Source organism: Luteibacter sp. GL_149, assembly GCF_057834065.1.
Genome location: NZ_CM174395.1, coordinates 776,995 through 792,026 on the forward strand (window position 1 = coordinate 776,995; position 15,032 = coordinate 792,026).

12 protein-coding genes are annotated in these 15,032 nt (G+C 62.6%); 4 read left to right on the forward strand and 8 right to left on the reverse strand.

What is annotated here, in order from left to right; all coding sequences use genetic code 11:
* The first annotated feature begins 414 nt into the window (after nucleotides 1-414).
* Entirely contained in the window at nucleotides 415-894 is a 480-nt protein-coding gene (locus AC3IR3_RS03475; protein WP_489195636.1) for a hypothetical protein, read from the forward strand.
* Nucleotides 894-1,670, forward strand: coding sequence for a bestrophin-like domain (locus tag AC3IR3_RS03480; RefSeq protein WP_489195637.1), 777 nt, complete (start codon nucleotides 894-896; stop codon nucleotides 1,668-1,670). The genes AC3IR3_RS03475 and AC3IR3_RS03480 overlap by 1 nt, the downstream gene beginning before the upstream one ends.
* Before the next feature lie 34 nt (nucleotides 1,671-1,704).
* Here AC3IR3_RS03480 and AC3IR3_RS03485 read toward each other — a convergent pair whose 3' ends face one another.
* The 4 genes from AC3IR3_RS03485 to AC3IR3_RS03500 form a co-directional block, all read right to left on the reverse strand.
* Entirely contained in the window at nucleotides 1,705-2,589 is an 885-nt protein-coding gene (locus AC3IR3_RS03485) for a hypothetical protein (RefSeq protein ID WP_489195638.1), read from the reverse strand.
* 31 nt (nucleotides 2,590-2,620) lie between these two features.
* Nucleotides 2,621-4,141, reverse strand: a complete 1,521-nt coding sequence (locus AC3IR3_RS03490) for an esterase-like activity of phytase family protein (protein WP_489195639.1) — start codon at nucleotides 4,139-4,141, stop codon at nucleotides 2,621-2,623.
* Nucleotides 4,142-4,143: 2 nt separating this feature from the next.
* The gene (locus AC3IR3_RS03495; RefSeq protein WP_489196868.1) at nucleotides 4,144-6,480 is read right to left on the reverse strand and encodes a TonB-dependent receptor; all 2,337 of its coding nucleotides are present in this window, start codon (nucleotides 6,478-6,480) and stop codon (nucleotides 4,144-4,146) included.
* Between the two features lie 171 nt (nucleotides 6,481-6,651).
* Entirely contained in the window at nucleotides 6,652-8,532 is a 1,881-nt protein-coding gene (locus AC3IR3_RS03500) for an ABC transporter ATP-binding protein (RefSeq protein ID WP_489195640.1), read from the reverse strand.
* Nucleotides 8,533-8,701: 169 nt separating this feature from the next.
* Between AC3IR3_RS03500 and AC3IR3_RS03505 the strand changes: the two genes are divergently transcribed.
* The gene (locus tag AC3IR3_RS03505) at nucleotides 8,702-9,817 is read left to right on the forward strand and encodes a helix-turn-helix domain-containing protein (RefSeq protein WP_489195641.1); all 1,116 of its coding nucleotides are present in this window, start codon (nucleotides 8,702-8,704) and stop codon (nucleotides 9,815-9,817) included.
* Here the strand turns inward: AC3IR3_RS03505 and AC3IR3_RS03510 are convergent.
* The gene (locus AC3IR3_RS03510; RefSeq protein ID WP_489195642.1) at nucleotides 9,806-10,408 is read right to left on the reverse strand and encodes a DUF2306 domain-containing protein; all 603 of its coding nucleotides are present in this window, start codon (nucleotides 10,406-10,408) and stop codon (nucleotides 9,806-9,808) included. The two genes, AC3IR3_RS03505 and AC3IR3_RS03510, sit on opposite strands and share 12 nt — an antisense overlap.
* Nucleotides 10,409-10,541: 133 nt before the next feature.
* On the opposite strand from AC3IR3_RS03510, the gene AC3IR3_RS03515 reads away from it, so the two are divergent.
* Nucleotides 10,542-10,769, forward strand: coding sequence for an addiction module antidote protein (locus tag AC3IR3_RS03515; RefSeq protein WP_489195643.1), 228 nt, complete (start codon nucleotides 10,542-10,544; stop codon nucleotides 10,767-10,769).
* A 9-nt stretch (nucleotides 10,770-10,778) separates the two neighbouring features.
* Here the strand turns inward: AC3IR3_RS03515 and AC3IR3_RS03520 are convergent, their stop codons facing one another.
* The 3 genes from AC3IR3_RS03520 to AC3IR3_RS03530 all read right to left on the reverse strand — a co-directional run bounded on the left by AC3IR3_RS03520 (nucleotide 10,779) and on the right by AC3IR3_RS03530 (nucleotide 14,876).
* A complete protein-coding gene (locus AC3IR3_RS03520; protein ID WP_489195644.1) occupies nucleotides 10,779-11,840 on the reverse strand; it encodes an alpha/beta hydrolase family protein in 1,062 nt (353 codons plus the stop codon).
* A gap of 17 nt (nucleotides 11,841-11,857) precedes the next feature.
* Complete coding sequence (locus tag AC3IR3_RS03525; RefSeq protein WP_489195645.1) at nucleotides 11,858-12,685, reverse strand: AraC family transcriptional regulator; 828 nt, start codon at nucleotides 12,683-12,685, stop codon at nucleotides 11,858-11,860.
* A 76-nt stretch (nucleotides 12,686-12,761) separates the two neighbouring features.
* The gene (locus AC3IR3_RS03530; RefSeq protein WP_489195646.1) at nucleotides 12,762-14,876 is read right to left on the reverse strand and encodes a TonB-dependent siderophore receptor; all 2,115 of its coding nucleotides are present in this window, start codon (nucleotides 14,874-14,876) and stop codon (nucleotides 12,762-12,764) included.
* Between the last annotated feature and the right edge of the window lie 156 nt (nucleotides 14,877-15,032).

Here is a 15,032-nt window from a genome sequence, read left to right on the forward strand (position 1 = left end):
GAACCGTCACCTGTGAAACACCTATTTGTCACGATCCAAATAGGCTAGTGGGATGGTTTACAGCACAAGTTTGTTTGTGTCTAGCCGTATCTCGACAAGAAAGTACGGCCGTCCAGACGTCTTTTCGATGTGTTGCTTAGCAACAGTTCGTGCGGATAAAAGCCGTATTTATGTCGATCTAAGTGCCTCTTGCGCTGCCGCGTCGGGCGCCCGTCCGGGGGTGCCAAATGGCATAAGAAAAAGATCAAAATAATACGTCCCAGGCCTCCTTCCCGAAGGCTTTGATCTGTCTCGCAGAAGGTTGCGACTGGATCGTGCTAAATCGATGCCAACGGGAAGCCTAGGTACTTCTACCGGGGACGGACCCGAACAACTGCGCTGGCCGGCAGTCCTGGGGGAGGCAACGCTTACCGTATGACCGGATACCCGCGGCTTCTTCGTTTGCTCTTCTGCGCCGTACTGGTGCTTTCGCTTGCCATGGTGAGCGCGTGTGCATTGCGTCAGCAGGTCTACGCCCCGCAAGGCTGGATAGAGAGCGCCGATGGCAATTACGTATTGGGTGGTTACGACTGGCGTGTTTCCATGCCGGTCCTGGTCGTGAGCAAGTCGGACATCACCCTGCATCCGTCGATCACGGTCAATCCCGGCAAGCACGCCGTCAGCCTGACGCGGGCCAGCTGGAACCTACAGGGGCAGAGCTACCCGCCCCATGATCATGAGTACGAGGGTGTGGCGATCACGCAGCCCCAGGTGCTGAACTTGCATTGGGAATTTCCGTCCGGTAATAAAGCGGTGGATGCGCTTGGTCGGGAATCGACCATCCGGCTCGAACTCGTCGTCGATGGCGCGCCGCGCACGGTCGATATCCTTATCCAGCGACAGGACCACTATTGATGCCAGGAAGCGACGGTGCGGATATCGACTGGGTACTCTGGCTATTCGGCCTGGTGGTGTTGGCGGCTCTTGTTGCAGCCAGGGAACTCGGCCTGCTGGCGCGCAGCCGCCTTCGCGGGGCGGACGCCACGGAGCCGGCTTCGGACGGATTCACGCTGACGACCGTCCTCGGTCTGCTTGCGCTGCTGGTGAGCTTTACGTTCTCGATGAGTCTGAATCGGTACGACGCGCGCCGCGAGCTGGTCGTCGCCGAGGGCAATGCGATCGGAACCACCTGGTTGCGAACGCAGCTGCTGGATGCCGATACCCGCGCGGCACTCAATCCCCTGCTGCGAACCTATGCGGACGAGCGTGTCGTCTATGGCAGTGCGCCGACCGACGAGGCGGAAGCGGCCAGTTATGCCCGTACCAGCGCCTTGCAGACACGCATCTGGTCGACCATGGCTGGTGGACTGGAGCCCGTTCGCGGCACGGCGCTTGCCGCTTCGGTGATATCGACCGTCAACGAGACATTCGATCTGGCGGCGTCGCGGAAGGCGGCTCGTGCCGCCCATGTGCCGCGTCGTGTGCTCGTACTGTTACTGCTTTATGCGGTAGTGGTGGCGACGCTGGTCGGTTGGGAAAAGGGGCGGATGCGCTGGTCGACGACGATGCTGTTCGTGCTGCTGACGCTGGCCGGCATGCTGATTATCGACCTCGATCAGCCGACGCGCGGAGCGGTTCGCGTATCGCAGCAAGCAGTGATCGACGCGCGGGCCGCCATGACGGACATGTAGGAGCGCAAGCTCCCACATGTCCGCGGCTGTTGCATCAGGTGCCGCTGCAGAATCCGTTCGGATACGCGGCCGAGCGATAGTTGTATACCCATGCCGTCTTTGTTGTCGACGGGCTGAGCATCCAGCCGTCGAGCGTGCCGATGGCCTTGAGCAGGGTCTGCGAGCGTGTGAGTACGGGCGTCGTGAAATAGGCGCTGGAGTCGGCTTTCACTTTGTAGGAAAGCTCGGCAAGAGCGGGAGCGCTGCTGCCGCCGACGTACCACAGCGTCAGCGTGAACTCCGCATCGGACTGGCCCAGATCGGACACCGGTCCGGTGTATTCCTGCTGGACGATGTCCAGGCCGTTGACGGGTACCAGCGCCTGCGTCTTGTATGACGACAGCGTCGATGCACCCGAGAATTGCGTCATCAGGTCGGCGACGGTGGCCGGGGCACCGGTCGTGGCCGGGTCCTGTTTCGTGGAATGCGAATAGACGAGGCTGGCCGGGCCGACGTCGGTCTCCAGCTTCGTGCTCTTGTTCTTGCCCGTGCCGGTAACCAGCGTTGCCGCCGAGAGTTCTTCGTCCGGATGCGAGAACTTGAACTGGATGTCGGAGTCGCCGCCGCTGCGCGTCCGGACCGCATAGTTATTGCCGCGCACGACGCAGGTACCCGCCGTGTCGTAGTAGGCGACGTTATCCCGCTTGTCCACCGAAAAGCCGCCCGACACGGTCTTGTCGAAGGCCAGCTGGGAGAGGCGTACGGAAAGGTCGCTGAGCAGGTTGCTTGCAGCCGACGACGGATTGCTCGCGAAGCGCGAGGGATCGAGGAGTACCTTGTATTCCTTGCTGTCGACCGCGACCGGTGCATTGGCTGCATGGGCACACGCGGTGCCGAGAACGGCGGCCACGACGAACGTACTGACGAACGACTTCTTCATGCGCGTTGCCTCGCTGGTTGGGTTCCGTGTGCTAGCGACCGCTACGTTGCATCGTGGGCAAGGTAAGGCGGTACACCAGAATCATGTTGTCGTTATCGAAGGTCGAATCGCAGGCTTGCCCCTGCATGACACAGTGGCGAGCGATAAAGTCATTGTCGTTACCGACGAACAACAGATAGTCGTCCGGGTGTGACGCATCTCTCACGGACACGAGGTCCATGGCTTCCCATTTTTCGGAAAGCGTCGTTGGCTGGTTCTTCGGTGTGGTCGCGACGTTCATCCCGAAACGGCTGAGCTGCGCCGGCGCAAGCATATTGATGAGTTCGACCCAGTGCGCGGGAACGATATCGGCCTTCAATGCGATGCTATCGGCTGTGCGCAGCACGGACGTCGTATCGGTTTCATACGCTGTGCCGGCAAGATTGGTGGCGCCGTCCGTATCGACGAGAAGGACACTCTTGTAGACGATGGGCTTGTCATTGTCGGTACCCAACCCATTCCCGTCGCGCGCGAGCATCAGGAACTGATGCCCGTTGATCGCGCGGATTTCGCTTTGTGCCGCGGTCCGGTTGGCCGGCTTGCCTTTGCCTGCGTCGTTGTAGGTCGGAAGCTGGACGACGTAGTGCGCGATGGGTTGTGCCGGTACGGGATCGTTGGCGACGTCGTAGACAATGACGCGCGTGTCGGCGCGTCCACTCGCATCGCCGGTGGCGGAGTCTTGCAATAGTGCGCTTTGCAATGCGACGAAGAGGCGTGTGCCATCGGGCGAAAGCGACATGCCTTCGACACCCTGATTGTTGCGTCGCCCCGTCTGCGGCGGTGTGAGCGAGTTGAAATCGATATGCCCGTCGCGACGTGGCGTCACGGCGGCGGGCGGTACGATCACGCCGGTCAACCGGCCCTTCGGGTCGAAATGGAACACGCTGGCCGAATACTCGTCGCCGACATAGAAGTCACCGTCCGGCGTGAATTGCAGGGATTCGGCGTCGATCGATACTTTCCCCACGCCGATGCCGCTAGCCGGAGAGGGTAGCGTGATGCCGTTCTCGACGAGGGTGCCTGTGCCGGGGTCCGCGCCGGTGAACGGCGTACCCCTGAAGTCGCGCAACACGATCCCGCCATCGGGGACGATATCGACCTGGCGTTGCGACGCGCGATCGGCGGGAAGCGGCTTGCCCGTATACGGCGCGACGCGTACGCGGAAGCGATGCAGCCGCGCGGCATAGTCGTAGAACAGGCCCGCGCCGGGATCGTTTCGACCCCGATCGGGGAGTGTCCACATCACACCTTCGTACCGGTCGCCGATGCGCTTCCAGCTTGCCTTGTCGATGGCGAGCGAAGAGAACGAGCCCAGCGTGTCCCCCATGAAGTCGACGGTGCCTGCCGAGAGGCGGCCCGCTCCGACGAGCCCATGGTTCACGAAGCGTTGTCTGCCCAGTTCGACCGACACCGTCCCTTTCGCGCTGCTCAGGTGCGGTGTGTCGAACTCCACGCTGGCCGCAAGGGCTGGCAGGAGCGAAAGCGAAACGATGATCGGAGCGATCGCGCGCATCCTCAGAACCGGATGTCGAGCGTGCCGAACACCTGGGCAGGTGCCGACCCGTGGAACACATACGTGGTGCCGGCCGGATCGCTCGGCAGGAACGCGCTTGAGTCGAGGTTACTGGCGTAGCGTTTGTCGGTCAGGTTCGTGACATTGAACGAGAGCCGGACGTCTTTCGCGAACTCCGTGGCACCGAAGTCGTAACCCGCACCGAGATCGAACACGGTGAAGCCACCGAAGCCCTGGTCGTTCGTGTACGTGTAATAACGCTTGCCTGTGTATTTTCCGCGTAGCGAGGCAAACCAGCCTCCGTAGTTGACGCTGACTTCGCTCGCGAAGAGCTTGTTCGGCGTATCGGTCTGGATCTTGCCCTTCGTGTGCTGGACGACACCGCCTTGCACGTAATCGTTCGCATAGGTCGATCGATTGAACGACGCGGAGTTGTACCACTGGAAGTAGCTGACCGGCGACCAGACGAAGGTCAGTTCCACACCATGGCTGTCGACGCCGCCGACGTTGTAGAAGCGATTGCCGCAGGTCGGACCGACGGCCTGGCGCGAGTCGCACGGGTTGTACTGGAGCAGGCGATTGTCGAAGCGCACTTTGTATGCAGCGACAGAGGCCTGGTACATATCGCGGTCGAGCCGGTATCCGGCTTCGAGCGAACGCGATTTCTCCGGTTGCAGATTGCCCTGGCTATCCCAGGTGGCCTGACTGACGGCTTGCGGGCCGAGCTTCGGGCCGCCCTGGAACATGGCGATGTTCTGGGCATAGCTGACGAACGCTTCCTGGCCCTTCGCGATCTGGTAACGCACACCTGCCTCGGGGAGGAACGCCTTGCTGGCCGACAGTTTTCCCGTCGAGAACTGATTGTTCGACGTGGGCGAGATGGGGCTTTTCGCGATGCCCGGCAACGCCTGTGCCGCAGCCGACGAGTGCGGACTTTTCACGCCCGCGTCGACGGTGAGGCGATCGTCGAAGAACTTCATCGTGTCCTGCAGATAGGCCTGGCGCGTGATCACCAGCGTTCGCTGCGCGAATACGCCGTTGTCGGGTTGGCCGGTAGCCGGGCCGCTTAGATCGCGCGGGCCGGTGACGTTGCTCGTATAGCGGGACGATGTGTTGTTATTGTTTTCGTACCAGACGCCGCCTTCGACATGATGCATGCCGATGTCCCAGCTGGCGGACAGTACGGCGCCCGTGCGGTTGATGCCATAGAGCGTATTGCGGAAGGCGATCGGCAACTGGTTCGGCTGACCCTTGTTGGACCATGTGCCACTGGTCCAGTTGTGGCCTTCGCCCGCGTCTTCGTGATGATAGATCTGAGCGTGGATCGTGACGGCGTCGGTCGGGAAGAAGTCGCCGGCGAGGTAATACAGGTCGTCCGACCGGAGGATCTGGCCCGCGGTGAACGCGCCATCGGCATCCTTGTCGGCGCCGCTGCTGTCGCAAAGTCTGGCGTTGAGCGTCGCGGTGTTGCAGTACGCCTTGCCTACGGCTTTCTTCCAGTCCGGCGCATAACCGCCCCAGTCCCAGCCAAGTCCGCGCGCGAGTTCGCTCTTGGAGAGATAGAAATTGTCGGCCTGCGACATGCGCGACGTATCGACGAAGCCGGTGATGCGGCCACCGGCGAAGTCGTAGACGGCCTTGCCGTTGAATTGTTTGTTGGTCGATTCGTTGTACGCGCCCTGGTCGGCCCAGAGGTCCGACGTGGCGCGCATGCCGGACAGGTACATCGAGAATCCGTTGTGCTCGCCGGTGTCGAAACGGGCGAAGGAGCGCTTCGTGTTGTCGCTGCCGAAGGTTTGGCTGACGCGCGCGCCCATCGTCTTCGCGGGATCGTTCGTCGTGTATTCCACCGTGCCGCCAAGGTCGCTGGTGGATGCGGTGCCCAGCGCGCCGATGCCGCCGGCAAGGGCCGCGCCGCCCAGGTTCTCGGAGATCAACGCGCGGCTGATGCTGAGGCCGTTGTAATTGTTGTACGCGCTATCGCCCAGCGGCAGGCCGTCGAGCGTGTATCCGAGGCGCGTGGAGTTGAAGCCGCGCAGACTCATGGTCAGCGACTGCTCGTTGAGTCCGAGCGCGTCGACCGACTGGGCATTGACGCCCGGGAGAATGTTGAGCGCTTTCTGCACGCTGGTGCCGGGCGGAAGAACGGCCAGGTCTTTCGGGCGCACGCGCTGCACTTGCCGCGACTCGCCCGTACCGATGACCGATACCGCATCGAGATCGACAGCCGCCGGCTTCGCCTTGCCCGCCGTGTCGATGTCGGTGTTGTCGCCGGGCGTAGCCCATGCGGTACTCGATAACGCCACGCCCAGTGCAAGCGCAAGCAATGATTTCTTCAGCACGTATCGTCCCCTGATAGTCGAGCGCCGACGCTCGAATGCGCCAGGCTGTTAAGGGGGCGATACTTTCACCGTGGAATGTATATTTCGTGACAGTCCGGTGACGAACCTTAGCGTTCGTTACATCCGGGGCGAAGAGAACCCGGCATACCGGGTCCTCTTCATTACGCCTCAGCGGTAGCCCGCGGCCTGCAGTTCGAACAGCTCGGCGTAATAGCCGCCTGCGGCGACAAGCTCGTCGTGGCTGCCGACTTCGACAACTCGACCCTGGCTGAGGACCAGGATGCGATCTGCCATGCGAACCGTTGAGAAGCGATGCGAAATGATGACCGCGGTCTTTCCTTCGGAAAGGTCCTTGAATCGCTGGAAAACGCCATACTCCGAACGGGCGTCGAGTGCTGCCGTGGGTTCGTCCAGTACAAGCAGCGGAGCGGCCCGCATGTAGGCACGTGCGATTGCGATCTTCTGCCACTCGCCACCGGACAGGTCGACGCCACCCTTGAACAGCTTGCCGAGCATTTGCTCGTAGCCCTTGGGTAGCCGTGCAATGACGTCGTCGGCCAGACTACGTTGGGCAGCGTCCTCGATACGTTGCATGTCGTCGCGCGCTTCGATGCGGCCCACGGCGATGTTTTCCGAGGCTCGCAGGTAATAGCGGACGAAGTCCTGGAAGATGACGCCGATGTGCGAGCGCAGTGCTTCCAGGTCGTATTCGGCGAGCGGGTGACCGTCGAGAAGAATGCGTCCTTCGTCGGGGTCGTAAAGCCGCGACAGTAACTTCACGATGGTGGTCTTGCCCGCACCGTTTTCGCCGACCAGCGCAAGCACTTCGCCCGCGCGAAGCGTGAAAGACAGATCGCGTACCGCCCAGCGCTCGGCGCCGGGATAGCGGAAACCCACGCCTTCGAAACGGAAGCCTTCAATAATGGGTTCGGGAAAGGGGCGCGGGTGTTCGGGCGAGTGGATTTCCGGCTGGATGCGGAAGAACGAAAACAGGTCGTCCAGATACAGCGCCTGTCCCGCGAGTTGCGAGAAACCGGCGAGCAAGCTTTCCAGAAGCGTGCGCAAACGGCGGAACGACGCGGACAGGAAGGTCAGGTCGCCGATGGTGAATTCGCCGCGCGCCGTACGCCACGCGATCAGTGCATAGGCGGCGTAGTAGCCAAGCGTGCCTATCGTGGTGAAAAGCCCGCCCCATGCCGCGCGGCGCACGGCGATTTTCCGGTTCGCCGCGTACATGGCTTTCGACAGCTCGCGGTAACGGGCAATCAGAAAGTTGTTCAGGCCGAAGCTCTTCACTTCCTTGGCGGTCTGCGCGCTTGCACCCACCATGCGCAGGTAATCGAGTTCGCGTCGCTCCGGCGTCCATTCGTAGCTGACGGCGTAGCTCTTCGCGTTGAAGTGCATTTCGCCGAGGAAGGCAGGCACCAGCGCCACGAGCAGCAGCAGGATCAGCCAGGGGGCGTAGACGAACAGGCCCACAGCAAAGCTGACAATGGTGACCATGTCCTGCGCTTGCCCGAACAACTGAGACAGCAGGCCGCTGCGACCGGCCACCTGGCGACGCGCGCGATCGAGGCGGTCCTGCAGGTCGGCGTCCTCGAAATCTTCCAGGTCGAGGCTTGCCGCATGCTCCATCAGCTGGACGCTGGTCGCGTTGGCATAGAGTTCGGAGAGCAGCGAATCCACCAGCGAAACCAAGCGCCCCAGCAGATCGGCGACGACCGCCAGCGAAAACTCCAGCGCGAGCAACCACCAGAGCCGGTCGAGTTCGCCGCTGGACAGCCATTCGCTCGCACTGCCGTGTCGGGCGCCTCCGGCGATGAGATGGGTCACCTCGTCGATAATCAGCTTGCCGACGAAGAGCGTGACGACCGGCAACAGCGCGCGCAGCAGGCGCAGGACCAGGTTCTCGATGGTCAGCAGCGGGCTGGTCTGCCAGACCGCCTTGATGAACGGCGGCACGTTGGCCAGTGCGCCCAGCCGTTCCCGGATACCGAGCGGCGGCGTGGTTTCCGGTCGGCGACCTCCCGTTCGGGCGTGTGGTGGCATGGTTGCTTCCGGCGGGGTGGCGATACCCAGTTTAACGCCGCCGGTGTAGACAGACGATTCACGCCGGTCTCCCGGAGCGACGGGATGCGGGAAGTAATGGATGACGGCCGGCCCGCTTTCGGCGAGGATCGTAAGCGTCTTCACCGAATCAAGAGTGCATGTCCACCTCATGACCGCCTGGGTATTCATCTATAGCGCCGCCGCCTTGCAGGCGGTGCTGCTGGCTCTTGCGCTGTGGAGGCGGCCGGCCAATGCGCGGGCCAATCGCGTACTCGCCGCGTGGGTGGCGCTGATCGGTCTCGATCTCGCCGTGAAGGCGATCTACTGGCATGCGCCGGACGCTGCGTGGTTGCGTGCGTATCGCTTCGTCGGACTGTTTCCGCTGTTCTACGGCAGCTTCTTCTATTTGTACGTACGCGCCCTGACGCGAGTACAGGGCTTTCGTATTCGCGACCTGCTGCATTTCACGGGTTTCGCCGTACTGCTTGCCAGCAACGCGGATCTGATTTTCGTCGATCGCGCGACGGCGCAGGTGCTGTTCGATCATCTGGCGGCAGGTGGAGGCATCACCGCGCCATGGATGAATGTGGCGCTGTTCGCGTATGGCCTTTCCTATGTTGTCGCCGCCCTGGCCCGTGTCCATCGTTACCGGCGCGCGTTGAGGGAGCGACGCTCGGACGCGGATCGTATGTCGTTGTACTGGATCGACGCGATGGCGGGTTTCCAGATCGTTATCTGGCTGATCGCCCTGGCCCAATGGCTGGTGAAGATTCCCGGTGTCGACTACGGATTGCTGTACGGCGCGGTCGCGGCATGGATCTGCGTGGTGGGATGGTACTGTCTGGGGCAGCCTCCCGTGGTACCCGAAGAGTCGGCCCCCGCCGGCCCCGTGACGGAAGATGGTCCGGCCCGGGACGACGCGCGCTTTCCCGCCGTCGAGGCACGCCTGGCCCGGTTGATGGAGGGGCCGGATGCTCTGTACCTCGAGCCGGCGCTGACCATCGCGCAGGTCGCGAAACGCAGCGGCTATCCCGAGTATCTCGTGTCGGCAGTCATCAATCGCCGTTTCGGCTGCTGTTTCTGGGAGTACGTCAATCGACTGCGGATCGAAGCGGTGCGCGTGAGGCTCGCCGATCCGGACGATTCGCGCAGCATCCTGGATATCGCCTATGCCTCGGGGTTCACGTCGAAGTCGACCTTCAACGCCGCTTTCAAGAAGCAGACAGGCGATACGCCGAGCGCTTATCGCCGGCGGGAATCCCGCGGGGTCTTGTCAGGCGACTGATGCGATAGCTTCCGATGCGCGTCGGTCCGGCCAGCGCAGTATGATCTCGCAGACGGCCAGGTTGATCGGCCAGCACGCCCATGCCGCAAAGATATAGGTTTCGCCGAATGGCATCCCGAGGACGGCGCCGGCGGCGAGAATGAGGCGCAGGGTCACGGCGGAAAACGTCAGGGCCGCGCTGCGCGACATCCAGCGTCGATGGCGTTCGGTATCGCCCGCCAGCGCGTAGCGGATGCCGTTGCCCGTGACGAATAGCCAGGTCGGTGCGAGCAGCGCGAACCCGATGCCGCTGGCGGCGCCCCCTTGCGAGTGGGTCGAAAGCGACAACCCCGAGAGCGCGCCGATCAGGATGCCTCCCGCCGAAAGCCAGCCACCCAGCCGGTGCAGGCGCGGCCAGCGCCGGCGTATGGTCCGGCTTAGTTGGAGCGGTGCGAGGAGCAAGGCGAGACCCGCGCCGAAGAAGTGACCCGGTACGTCAAAGCCCGATGTTGCGAAATTGGCATCGAAGGGGTTGCCGATGTTGTGCGGCATCCGGAAATACGTGAACGCGTACGCCGCCACCGCGACGCTTCCCATCGTGAACAGGGTCAATGCCAACCCTCGTCCGGTCTTTCGCCATACGTCCCGCATCGCAGCCTCCCATGTGGTTTTCGATGCAGGCAGGGTGCCGACGAGGGGGGGGGCAGTCGTCCGGATCGGCCGGATCGTACGGTCCGAAGCGTGGATGTCTTCTTCGGGTCTCAATGCCTGCCTCGAGGAAGACCCCGGTGACGGAAGTCTCGTCCGTGCCGTGCTGGGCGACATCGCCCGCGCGCGGTATGAGCAAACTGCTCGCGACACCGGCATTTCGCGCGAAGGCCTGTATCGCGCCCTGTCGGCCAAGGGCCATCCCGGGTTTGCCACGGTGATGCGGGTTATCCGGGCGCTGGGCCTGCACCTTCACGCCGCCTGAGCCGCCTCGTCAGATGCTGGCGTCGAAGAACGAGATTGCCGCATCGAGTGCTTTCTTGTGTGTGTCTTCCTGCGGTCGCTTCAGTGCGCACAGGGGAACGAGCTTGCGACCATCCTGCGTGCAGGTGCCCAGAAAGTCGTAGTGACTTACGTCAGGTAGCGCAGTCAGTGTGGCGTGGGGCAGCAGCGTTGCTGCAACGTCGCCATTGGTCGACGGAGGTGCGGTGATATCCGCATTGCCCAGTACGATGCGTACGGGGATATCGATAGCACGCAGGCTCGCTGGATCCAGTGCCTGCACGATCGCCGGCGCTATCGTGTACGCGGCACGGACCCCCGGAATGGAGTGATCGGCGCCTGCGTGCCGGAGTTGTGCGGCAATCGCGGGTTCGTGCGACGCCCTCTTAACCGCCTCGCCGGTTAGTTCGGGTGCTTCCTTTTGCGGCATGCATACCCCGTCGGCGGGGTGCGCGTGGCAGAAGCGTACGAGGCGATCGACATCGACCCGCGCGCCAGCGGCAACCAGCGATGTAAATCCGCCCGCCGAGAAGCCGGCAACGCCGAGTCTTTTCCTGTCGATGTGCGGGCCGGCGACCGGATCGCTTTCGGCTAAGCGAAGCGCGGCTTTCAGATCCTCGGCACGCTCCCACCAGAGCAGTGCGCCGGCTGCCGTCATGGGCCCCAGCGCATTGTTGCCGGGATGGTCGACGGCGACGACGACGTATCCGTGGCGGGACAGTTCCGTACCCAACCATCCCATCATGTGTGCGCTTCCGCCAAACCCATGCGATAGCAGGATCACCGGATGGGCGCCTTCGGCAAACGCCGCGTCCGCAGCCGCGCTGCCGGATACGAACAGAGGATTGCCGGGAGGTCCGATTTCCAGTGGCTTCTCGATGGCTCCGGCTGCCGCCGGATACCAGATGGTGACGCGCAATGTGGCATCGTGGCTGGCGTTGCGTAGTGCCGCCGTCGGCGTGGTGGTCGTCCGGTGTATTTCGCCGACGATGGCGGCTTGCGACGTGGAAACGATCGAAGCGGCAAATAGCAGGACACATAGATACGAGCGCATATTGCGTTTTCCTTGAGTCACGGGGCCAGGGGCAACCAGATGTCGACTTCGCCGACCCCGGTCCGTCCGTCGAAATCGGGAGCGTAACGTTCGAAGCTCGGGCCATCGGCAAGCTCCAGTCCCGCGTCGGGAAGAGCTACCGAAAGCATGGCCTGCCATGTGCGATGGATGGAAGAAATATGGCCGGCGTGCCGCACGACCGCGTAGTGTCTTGCCGGAACGCGGATGTGCGCGCGATTGCCGACATCCGTGAAACTCGGTACCTCGAAACCGGCGACGTATTCGAAGTTGCCCTCGTCGTCGTCGTTGCAGCACACCCCGTATGTGACGCGCCCTTCGAGTAACGGACCATCGGCACTCAGGTTGAGTTTCTGCCATTGCGCGGGTATGCCGGCGCCAGTCGATTTGTTGTATCGGCCCGCATTGCCAGCGATCAGCAGGGCTCCGGATACTTCGATACGCGGGGTTTCGACGGGCCAGTCGGGCTGGGCGCCGCCTCTCACGGCCGACACGAGCGGGAGGTCGGCACACGATGCGCGCAGACGCACGGCTTCCGGGGGCATGCCGAACTGGTCGCGAAACGCGCGGGTGAACGCTTCGTGCGAGCCATAGCCGGACGAAAGTGCCAGATCGAGGATGTCCCGGGCGCCGCTGGCGAGTGCCTGTGCTGCCTCGCTCAGACGTCGTGCGCGCATGTACTTCATGACGGACCAGCCGGTGGTTGCCTGGAACAGCCTTGAAAGGTGGTACTGCGATACCCCGGTCGCGGTCGCTACATCGGCCAGCGATATATCCGTGGCGAAGTGCGTTTCGATGAACCAGAGCGCTTTCTCGGCGGCGGCCATGTTGGAACTCCACGATGGATCGGATATTCCACAGGATAGCCGCCGTCAGCGGCCAGGGTTTGATAGTTCTTGCTGGTCAGAAGCGGTAGCGCACGTTGCCCACGATGCTGCGCCGAGGGCCGTAGAAGCAGTCGCCGCGATCAAGGCAGGTCGCCTCGTAAATCTGATCGGTCAGGTTCGCGATGTTGACGGAAAGCCGCCATGGGCCGGTGTCGTACGCGATCATGGCGTCGAACAGCGTCTTCGCGTTTATGCGCAGCGTGCCGCTCTGGTCGTAGTTCTTGCCGATATAGCGCGCACCCGCGCCGAAGCTCAGGCCGTCGCTGTCCGCGGCGTTCACGTGATAGACCGCCCAGGTCGACGCCTGGTTTTTCGGCAGGCCGGCCACGGTGGTGCCGTCGTCGGGCTTCGCATTCGTCCATGTATAGGTCGCCAGAAGATCGACGTGGTTCGCGATGCGTGTGGATCCTTCCAGCTCGACGCCGTGCGTGTGCATGCGGCCGGCCTGGATCTGATTGAGCGGATTGGCCGGATCCGGGGCCAGACGGTTTTCCTCGCGCAGGTCGTACCAGGTGGCGGTGAACAGCGTATTGGTACCGGTCGGCTGGATCTTCACCCCGGCCTCGTATTGTTTGCCGCGCAACGGTGCGTAAGGACGGTTGTAGAAGTCGAGGCTGTCCAGTGGCTGGAACGATTCGGTATAGCTGACGTAAGGGACGATTCCATTGTCGAAGCGATACATCACGCCGAAGCGCGACGTGGTCGCCTGATTTTTCATGGTATGGCTGCCTTCGGTCTTCGTCGATGCGTCGTCGTGGCGGACGCCCAGTGTCGCCAGCCAGTGTGAGCCGAACTCGAGCTGGTCCTGAAGGTAAGCGCCGGTTTGCTTCGTGCGGCTGGTAGGTGCCCTGAAAATATCGGGCGGGGTGAAACCGTTGCCGTATACAGGTGCGTACAGGTCGAAAGGTGTCGCATCGAAACCCGAGCCCTGACGGCTGTCTGTATGGGAGCTACCCGCGTCCACGCCGATCAGCACGCGATGATGCATCGAGGCAAAGTCGAAGTCCGCTTCCGCATGCGTGTCGGTGACGAACCGGCGATGCCGGTTGATCGACACGTAGCTGTAACGTGTCACTTCCCGCTGCGCCTCGTCGAGGAATGGATTGCCCGGCTGGGAATAGACGTTGGGATAGAGCGACCGGTAGTCCACGTTGTCATGCGAATAACGCAGGTTCTGCGAGAACTTCCACGTATCGTCGAAGCGATGTTCGAACAACGACGAGAACGAACGCTGATCCGTGTTGTAACGGTCGAAACCGGGTTCGCTGGCGAAGCGATTCGTACGAATGCGTCCGTTCGGATTGGGCAGCAAGGTGCCCGAATGCGGCAGGAAGTTCAGCGTCGTGCCATTGCGATCGAACTGGAGATTGGCCAGCAACACCCAGCGCGTGTTTTCGTCCGGTGTCCACGATACGGACGGTGCGAGCGCCTTGCGGTCGTCGGGCACGTGGTCCATCTGCGAGTTCGAATCGCGCGCCACGCCGATCAGGCGATAGTTCCAGTGCCCCTTGTCGTCCAGCGGGCCGGTGAAGTCGAACGCGATCTGCTTGCGGGCGTAGTTGCCGAACTGCACGTCCACTTCATGCATGGGTGTCGACTGCGGCAACTTCGAATTCAGCGCGATCAGGCCACCCGTGGTGCCCTGGCCGTACAGCACGGACGACGGACCGCGTACGACTTCGATGTGGTCGAGGAAATACGGCTCGGTCCGTGCGTAGCTGCCGCCGAAGTACTGGCGCAGGCCGTCGAGGTATTGGGTGAACGACGTACCGCGCACGAAGGCATCGTCGCCGCGGCTATCGACGCCGTAGGCATCCGAACGGACGCCGGCGGAATAACGCAGGGCGTCCTGAACCGTGAGTACGCCCTGATCCAGGAGCTGTGCCGCGGAGATGACGGACACCGCCTGCGGGGTTTCTATCAGCGGCGTGTCCGTTTTGGTGCCGGCGGCGGCATCGGTACGCGTATAGCCTTCGTCGAGGGTCTGGCCGCGGACTGCGACGGGAGCGAGCTGGACCGCTTTCTGCGCGTCGCCGCTATCGGAGGGAAGTGTCTGGCCGATGGCTGACGCAGGCAGCAAAAGCGTGGCCATCAGCGCCGGCAAGGCGTTTCTTGGGGTGGTCGTCTGCATTGGGTATCCCTGGCGTGGCGCGGTTATGTCGCCACTATAAATGCGAATCAATCTCATTCACATGATGCCCGGATCGGGCCTTTTTGAAAAGAGGGGTCTTTCAGGCACATCTCCGATCGACTGCTAGACTCGCGTCGCACATCAGGTCTGGGGAGT